Below are 7,735 nucleotides of genomic sequence, written 5' to 3'. Positions count from 1 at the left end.
CTGTGCCCATACATTCCTTTCGGCAATCCATATTGCTGCCATTGTCATTTTTTACCTTTAATGAGTCCTGATCCTAGGCATTTTTCGTTTGGAGCGCTTACCGCTTCACGCCATACGAGCCGCCGTTTCGCGGAAGAAACGCGGCTTGTCCGCCTGGTCCGGGCCGGGCAGCCTGGGACGGGAGGTCTTCCGGGAAAAGCCGTGCCGCGTCAGCACCGGCCGCGAACGAAAAATGCTCCTGCCGGATGTCCATCGACATCCGCCGGAGCATCGTTATCACAAGAAGGCTCTCCCCCCGGGGGGAGGCGGCCCGAAAGACCGCGCAGCGGCCTACTTTTCCTCAAGCCATGAGTCGTCTTCCAGCACGGTGTAGCCGCGCACCATCAGGTACGACATCTCATCAGCCACTTCCAGCAGGCCCGTGACTTCCACCGGCACGCTGACCTCGTCGTCCAGATCCACACCGGCCCCGCGCGGGATGATGCGGTATTCCACATCATCCTGGACGATGGCCACACGCGCCTGACGTGCATCCGTACCACGCGGCACGGCAGTCACATACCCCTTGACCGTGATCTGTTCCTTGCTCATCTGCTTCTCTGAAACCTTGCTTGCGAGTATCCCGGCCCAGCCGGAAAGGAACGCGGGCCATGCCTGCCCCGTGACCGCATCCCGCGCATGTGCGCCGGCCGGGCAAGGGAAGCTGGCCCCCATGACAATGCCGGCGTATGATACGCGGGCCGCCTGCGGCAGGCAAGGGAAAATGCGCCATCCTTCGCTTGGGCGCGGGGCAGGGCCGGTCCCCCGTCCGGACGGGGGATTGCCAACATCCTTTGGCATCATGTAGATAAAAAAGAAAAAAACGCAGCCCGCCCCGGGAGGAGTCCGTGAACATCCGCCTCAGTCCGCTTGTCCTTGTTCTGTTTCTCGTCCTTGCCGCCTGCCCCGCCGCCGCACAGGATTTCGGCGCCTTCAGCCTCGATGTCCCTGAGGGCTGGACCGCCTCCGCCGCGGAAGGCGGCGCCGTGGCCGTCATCGCGCCCGGCAATGCGGCCGCCGTCACCATCGCCGCCGAAAACCTGGAGGGCGTCAGTCCCGAGGAAGGCGCGCGGATCATTTCCCGCAAGCTCGGCGGCAGCGAACCGCAAAAAACAGCCGATGACGAGTACAGCTTCCAGTTTGTCCGCAACGGCGTGACGAGCCGCTCCCTCTTCCGCGCCCGCGAGGACCGCTTCATGCTGATCACCATCACCGACAGCACGGGCAAGCATGGGAAGACCATCGACGCCATGCTCGAAAGCCTCAGAGCACAATGAACATGTCCGCCTTCAGACAAGGGCGGCCGCATCCTTCCCCTCGTGGCGCGGACGGCTGCCGGAGATGCGCATGATCAGACGCCGCCCGTCCCGCTGTGCCGCCGTACAGACAGGCCGTCGCCGGGGGTCGGCAGCCCCTTTCCGGCTGGTCTGCCTGGCCTGCCTGCTGATCGTGCTGCTTGCGGCGACGCCGCTCCGGGCGGAAGGAGAACGCCGCTTCAGCGTACTGGTCCCCAGCGGCTGGCAAGCGACGGAGCCGTCCGCGGAGATGCTGGTCATCCGCCCTCCCGACGGGGACGCCGCCGCCGTGATCATCCGCGCCGCCCTGACGGACAAACGCACGGCCAGGGATGTGCTGGAGGAGTATGTCCGCTATTTTTCGGCCAGTGAACCGCAAGAGCGCAAGGAAGGCGGCTACGTCTTCACCTTTACGCGCAACGATGAGTGCCACACCTGCCTCTTTCTCCACGAGGCGGGCAGTACCCTGCTCCTGATCGTCAGCGATCCCGGCAGGCGTTATCCTGAATGCCTGGGCATGATCATGGATTCACTCGCCCTGCACAAGACCGCCACAGCACCCTGAAAAAATCGCAGATAACCAAAAGGCCGCCCCCTGCGGGACGGCCTGCGGCTGCCTGCGATGCGGCAACGCCTCATTCCACGGTAACGCTCTTGGCCAGATTGCGCGGCTGGTCCACATCCTTGCCCAGATAGTCGGCCATTTCGTAACTGAAGAGCTGGAGGGCGGGCAGGGCCATGAAGCCGGCCAGAGGAGCGGGCAGGGCAGGGATGCGCCAGATGTCGTCGGCATCCGGTTCGCGCCCTGCGTTGCACAGGGCGATGACCTTGCCCTGACGCGCCTTGACTTCCACCATATTGGAAACGACCTTGGGGTAGAGCTCGTCATCCAGCGCCAGCACGAGTGAAGGAAAGGCGGGGTCGATGAGGGCAATGGGGCCGTGCTTCATCTCGCCGGCGGCGTAGCCCTCGGCATGGATGTAGGAGAGTTCCTTGAGCTTGAGCGCGCCTTCCAGCGCCAGCGGAAAGCAATGTCCCCGCCCGAGATAAAAGAAATTGCGGGCCTGCGCGTACTTGCGCGAAAGCTCCCGGGCGCGCTCGTGCATGTCGGGCAGGGCTTCGCCCAGCAGCACGGGCAGGCTCCCCAGCAAAGAAAGACAGTGCGCCCGGCTTTCCGCCGTGCCCACTTGCTTGCGCTGCCCCCAGTAAAGCGCCATGAGGGCCAGCATGAGCATCTGGCTGCACATGGCCTTGGTGGACGCCACGCTGATCTCCGGCCCGGCCTGGGTCAGGATGACGGCCGTCGCCTCGCGGGCGATGGAAGATCCCACCACATTGCACAGCCCCAGCACCGGCACGCCCTTTTCACGGGCAATGCGCAGCGCCGCCAGCGTATCCGCCGTTTCCCCGCTCTGGCTGATGACGAGCACCATGTCGCCCTTGCCCAGCAGCAGGCTGTCCCGGTAGCGGAATTCCGAGGCGATCTCCACCTGTACCGGAATCTGTGCCCAGCTTTCCAGCAGATGCCGTCCCCAGAGGCCGGAATGATAGGACGTGCCGCAGGCCACGATATGCAGGCGCTCAGGCACGGGCAGGGCATCCAGCTCCGGCAGGTGGAGCGCGCCGTCCTGCACGCGTCCGCTCAGGCCGTCGGTGATGACGCGGGGCTGCTCGAAGATCTCCTTGAGCATGAAGTGCCGGTAACCGCCCTTCTGCGCGGCCTGCATGTCCCAGGTAATGGTCTGTACCGGGCGCTGCACCGGGGAAAGGTCCTCCAGGCGCATGATGGCGTATTCGCTGGCGTTGCAACGCACGATGTCGCCATCCTCCAGAAAGACGACCTGACGGGTATAGGGCAGAAAGGCCGGGATGTCCGACGCCACAAAGTGTTCGCCCGTGCCGATGCCGAAAATGAGCGGCGCGGACATGCGGGCCGCCAGCAGGCTCTCGGGATCGTCCCGGTCCATGAGGCAGACGGCGTAGGCCCCGTGGGCCTGCCGCAGGGCGGCGGCAAAGGCCTTGAGCAAGTCCGGCTCGCTCTTGCGGCATTCGGCGATGAGATTGACCAGCACTTCGGTGTCCGTCTCCGAATGGAAGACATAACCCTTGCCGAGCAGGTCCGCCTTGATCTCCTGGAAATTCTCGATGATGCCGTTATGCACGATGGCAAGGCTGCCGTCATTGCTGCGATGCGGATGCGCGTTGCGCTCCGCCGGTTCGCCATGCGTCGCCCAGCGGGTATGCCCCATTGCCGTGGTGGCGAAGGTGACGGGCTCATGGGCAAGCTTCTCTTCCAGCGCCGCCAGTTTGCCCTTGGCCCGGATGACGGCCAGTTCCCCCTTGAGGCCGAAGGCCACCCCCGCGGAATCATAGCCGCGGTATTCCAGACGGCGCAGCCCTTCCACCACCACGGGGACGCCCGGCCGATGCCCGGTATAACCGATAATGCCGCACATGCTCTTGCTCCTGTAAAAAACCCTGTCCCCATCCGAAGACGGGGGCAGGGGATATCGATGGATGCCGCGGGAACGTCTAGTTGACGATCTGCCTGATGAGTTCGGGATTCTGCCTGACTTCCGCCTTGCGTTGCAGCTTGCCCAGGAAGAGCTGGAAAAGCTCTTCGCCGCGACGATTGCGCAACAGGCCATCAAAACTTTCCCGCATGGCTTCCCATTCGGCCGGGTCGGCCTCCTGCACGCCGTCCACCCGGCAGATGAGCGCGCCGGGACCTTCCTTTTCGCTCTCCAGACGGAAGGCGCGCGGCAGCCAGGTCTTCAGCGGCGCGCCAAAAACGGCCTGCGCCAATTCGCTGCTGGCCACGAAACCGGACAGCACGCCGTCACGCTCGACGGACGCCGTACTGAGCGTGAGCTCCTTGCCGTCCTGCCCCTGTTTCAGCTCTTCAGCCGCGGCCGAGAGGGCGGAGGAGAGCATCTTTTCGGCCTTGAGGCGCTTTTCGATCTCGCCGCGCACGGCGTCCAGCTCAGGTGTATGGGCGGCTTCGGCCTTGTCCACACGCACCACCAGATAGCCGTCGCCGGCTTCCAGCGCCGAATCCACGGGATTGCCGCTGCCCGTCCCCATGACGAGGGCCGCATTCTCCGCGGAAAGGCCGAGCGTCTTTTCAAGTTCGGCAGCGCTCAGCAGATCCGTCCTTGCCGCGCTCAGGCCAAAGCGGGCAGCGCTCTCGCCGAGGGGCTTCTTGAGGATATTGTCTTCCACCAGCGCATCCAGCGCATCGTTGAGCTTTTCCACGCCGAGCTGACGCGCCAGCTCGGCCCGGATCTCGCCTTCCACCTCGCTGAAGGGGCGTGTGCCGGCGGGCTTCTTTTCGCTGACGAGGATAACATGCAGGCCAAAGGGCGTACGCACCGTCTCGGAGAGCTTGCCGGGCTCCAGCGCAAAGACGGCCTCCTCGAAGGGCTGGACCGTCTGCCCGCGCTGTATCCAGCCAAGCTCCCCGCCCGGCCCGGCGGCATTGGGCCCGTTGTGGGCGTCGGCCACCTGGGCGAAGGACTTGCCGCCCGCCAGTTCCTTACGGATGGCGGCCATGCTTTCCTCGGCCTGCTTCACCTCGTCGGGCGTGGCCTTTTCCGCCAGCGGCACAAGGATATGGGCGGCCTTGACCATTTCCGGCGTCTGATACCGGGAGACATTTTTCGTGTATTCCGCTTCCACATCCGCCGCGCTGACGCTCTCCGGCTTCACCAGCAGCAGGGGAGAGACCTTGACGTATTCCGCAACGACCTTGGCGGGGACGGCAAAGTCCTGCTTGTGGGCCGCGTAGTAGTCCGCGATGTCCTTGTCCGTGAGCTTCACCTCGGCCGCAAAGCGGGAGGCGGGCACAAAGGCATAGGAGATGCCGCGCTTTTGCCGCAGATACTCGAAAAAGGCGCGGGATTCGTCGCTGTTGCTCCAGATGCCCGCCCGGACAAGGGATTCCAGCTTGCCCGCCAGCAGTTCCTCACGCAATTTTTTCTCAAAGGCCCCCACGCTGCCGTAGGCGTTCTCGACCATGCGGCGGAAGATCTCCGCGTCGAACGCCCCGTCCTTGTTCTTGAACGCATCCACCGTTTCCACGGCCTGCCGCATCTCCTGCGCGGAGACGCTGACGCCCATGCGTGTGGCTTCCTGCTCCAGCAATTTTTGCATGATGAGGGCCGTGAGCACCCGCTCGCCGACATTCTGTTGCGCAAGCTGCTCACGCGTGATGCCGGGATTGCTGCGCTGGATGGCTTCCACCTGCTGCTGGTAGGCCTGCTGGTAGGCGCTTGCGGAAATGCCTTCCCCATTGACCACGGCGACCACCGTGCCGCCGCTCGTATCGGTGATGCTGCCCACGCCCCAGAAGATGAAGACGAGGATGATCAGGCCAAAAATCAGTTTGACGCCCATGGATTGGGCATTGGAACGAATAAAGTCCAGCATGGCTACTCCGAAATGACGTCCTGACGCCGATAGTGCGCCGTAAGATTGCAGTTTAGCCGCATCGGCCCGGAAACTCAAGCGCGCCGGGATGCAGAGGGGCGGGGAGAGGACTCGGAGTCAGCCTGCCTGAATGACGGATCCAGTTTTTTTTATCCTGCCTGCGATAAGAGAATATCCGGCATATTTCTTGCTTTATAAGTTTTCTCCAAAGAATACAGGCCAAAGCAAGGTAAAGCAGTCCCATAAAATTGACGAGGTAACAACAGTAGCGAGTGCGCAGACTCCGAAAACCCTTCAGCCAGGCAAATGTCCGTTCCACTACCCAGCGGCGGGCTGGATTCCTCCGGCCTTCACGGACTTCTTCCCCCCGGCTGCGGATATGCTCCTCAAATCCGTTAACATAGACTTCCTCGCGGACTCGTGGATAATCATATCCTTTGTCCAGACAGAGGTGTCGAACTTCAGCCCCCAAAAACCAGCCGCCCATTTCCCGAGAATTTTTCAGGGTTGGTCCTGTCAGGCGGCTGTCATGCACATTGGCGCCTGTGGCCGTCACACCCAGGGGCAGAACCGTGATGAACGGATAGACTAGGGCCTGTTAACACAAATTTTACAAATAATTTTAATAGATAAGACAAGCAAGCCGTTCACGCTCCGTTTACCTTTGGGACAGGGTGGCCTTGTGTCCCCGGCTCTTCTCCCGGTAAAAGCGCGCTGGGGAAGGGATGGGGGGCTTGGGGGGAAGGGAAACCCCTCCAGCGCTGGCGGAGGGGTTTCCTTCCCCCCCAAACAAACTGCAAATAGTGTTAACAGGCCCTACGGGCGCAGGGTGGTCTGGTACGCCTTCGGAACTGCGGGAGATATTGATATCGCCAACAGTCAGCCTACGCCGGAGCAGGTTCAAAAGTTCATTCAAGAAACGGAAAAAATGGAAATGAAAAGCAAACTAACAAATCAAAAACATCATTTAACACTTCGGCTAAGATGATTTACTTAGATTAATTAAATTAAGATAAATATTATCATCAATATTCATAGAGCATAAAAAATTAATAAAAATATCTTACAGTTGATTTTTTCATAAGTCAGATAAAAGTATCCAATTCAATATTCTTATTTTTTATTTCACCTTCAGCGCAGTTATTACAAAATATTTTTAATATAAAATTTATCATATTTCTCCAAATATCGAATCAATGTCATAGATATTCCTTTCTCAAGTCGTAAACATACATTCTCGTCAAATCAGCTTCACCATCGCCCTGCACCATACACAAGAACTTCCACCCATAGCGTTCGTAGAAACCAGTGTGGTCTGTGATGAGATATAAGGTTTTCAGGCCAAATGAACGCATATCCTCGCAGACAAAATCAAGTAATTTCCGGCAATGCCCCGGCAGCGATAATTTTCTTCTACATACACAGCACAGACATTTGGCGTTAAATCCCTGCGGTTATGGAAATCGTTTTCGATGACCCCAATACCACCAATGATCTGCCCATCTTCGACTGCAACATACCACTGTGGGACGCTCTTGCTGGTCAAACATCCCTGTATGCTTCCCGTATATTCTTCAATGGGAATATCCCACTTGGAATGAAACCATGCTGCGGCTTCTGCCGCCAGTTCGCTGTGTTCTCTGAGTTTCAGAATTTCCATAGCGTATCACGCATTCTTATTTGACTTCATCATTTCCGTCCTTTTTAGAGAATGTCCGGCATGGTTTTTGATTTTTTAAAAGCGCGGTAAGCTCGTCTCATGAAACAGACAGACTTTCGTGATGTGCCTGATGAGCTGTGGGAACGTATTGAGCCTCTTCTTACCCCGTTCAAACGAAAAAGAAGTGGCGGCAACAAGCCCCTTTCTCAACGTGCGGTCCTTGCCGGAATCCTCTCTAAATGCCGAAGCGGATGCCAATGGGCCATGCTTCCCGTCTGTTACGGTTCAAAAAGCACTGTCCATGAGCACTTCC

General features: G+C 59.6%; 8 protein-coding genes. 3 read left to right on the top strand and 5 right to left on the bottom strand.

Translation table 11 applies throughout. From position 1 onward, the window contains the following. Positions 1 to 330 precede the first annotated feature (330 nt). Positions 331 to 591, bottom strand: a complete 261-nt coding sequence (locus Q0J54_RS11700; RefSeq protein WP_296305914.1) for a hypothetical protein — start codon at positions 589 to 591, stop codon at positions 331 to 333. A gap of 296 nt (positions 592 to 887) precedes the next feature. Here Q0J54_RS11700 and Q0J54_RS11695 point away from each other — a divergent pair, with 296 nt between their 5' ends. Then, positions 888 to 1,316, top strand: coding sequence for a hypothetical protein (locus Q0J54_RS11695; protein ID WP_296305913.1), 429 nt, complete (start codon positions 888 to 890; stop codon positions 1,314 to 1,316). 70 nt (positions 1,317 to 1,386) lie between these two features. Beyond that, positions 1,387 to 1,899: a hypothetical protein gene (locus tag Q0J54_RS11690; RefSeq protein WP_296305912.1), complete on the top strand. Its 513-nt coding sequence runs from the start codon at positions 1,387 to 1,389 to the stop codon at positions 1,897 to 1,899. 70 nt (positions 1,900 to 1,969) lie between these two features. Here the strand turns inward: Q0J54_RS11690 and glmS are convergent, their stop codons facing one another. The 4 genes from glmS to Q0J54_RS11675 all read right to left on the bottom strand — a co-directional run bounded on the left by glmS (position 1,970) and on the right by Q0J54_RS11675 (position 7,422). Continuing rightward, positions 1,970 to 3,790 (bottom strand): glutamine--fructose-6-phosphate transaminase (isomerizing), encoded by a 1,821-nt coding sequence (glmS, locus tag Q0J54_RS11685; protein ID WP_296305910.1) that lies wholly within the window; start codon positions 3,788 to 3,790, stop codon positions 1,970 to 1,972. A 76-nt stretch (positions 3,791 to 3,866) separates the two neighbouring features. After that, positions 3,867 to 5,762, bottom strand: coding sequence for a SurA N-terminal domain-containing protein (locus tag Q0J54_RS11680; protein ID WP_296305908.1), 1,896 nt, complete (start codon positions 5,760 to 5,762; stop codon positions 3,867 to 3,869). A 52-nt stretch (positions 5,763 to 5,814) separates the two neighbouring features. Then, entirely contained in the window at positions 5,815 to 6,339 is a 525-nt protein-coding gene (locus Q0J54_RS12265; protein WP_367172245.1) for a transposase, read from the bottom strand. Between the two features lie 759 nt (positions 6,340 to 7,098). Next, positions 7,099 to 7,422 (bottom strand): GNAT family N-acetyltransferase, encoded by a 324-nt coding sequence (locus tag Q0J54_RS11675; protein WP_296305906.1) that lies wholly within the window; start codon positions 7,420 to 7,422, stop codon positions 7,099 to 7,101. A 99-nt stretch (positions 7,423 to 7,521) separates the two neighbouring features. Here Q0J54_RS11675 and Q0J54_RS11670 point away from each other — a divergent pair. Then, the coding region (locus Q0J54_RS11670) for a transposase (protein WP_296305905.1) at positions 7,522 to 7,735 on the top strand (214 nt) is incomplete at its 3' end.

Origin of the sequence: uncultured Desulfovibrio sp. (assembly GCF_944324935.1) — a bacterium.
Classification (GTDB): Bacteria; Desulfobacterota; Desulfovibrionia; order Desulfovibrionales; family Desulfovibrionaceae; genus Desulfovibrio.
This window is presented reverse-complemented; position numbering and strand designations above follow the sequence as displayed.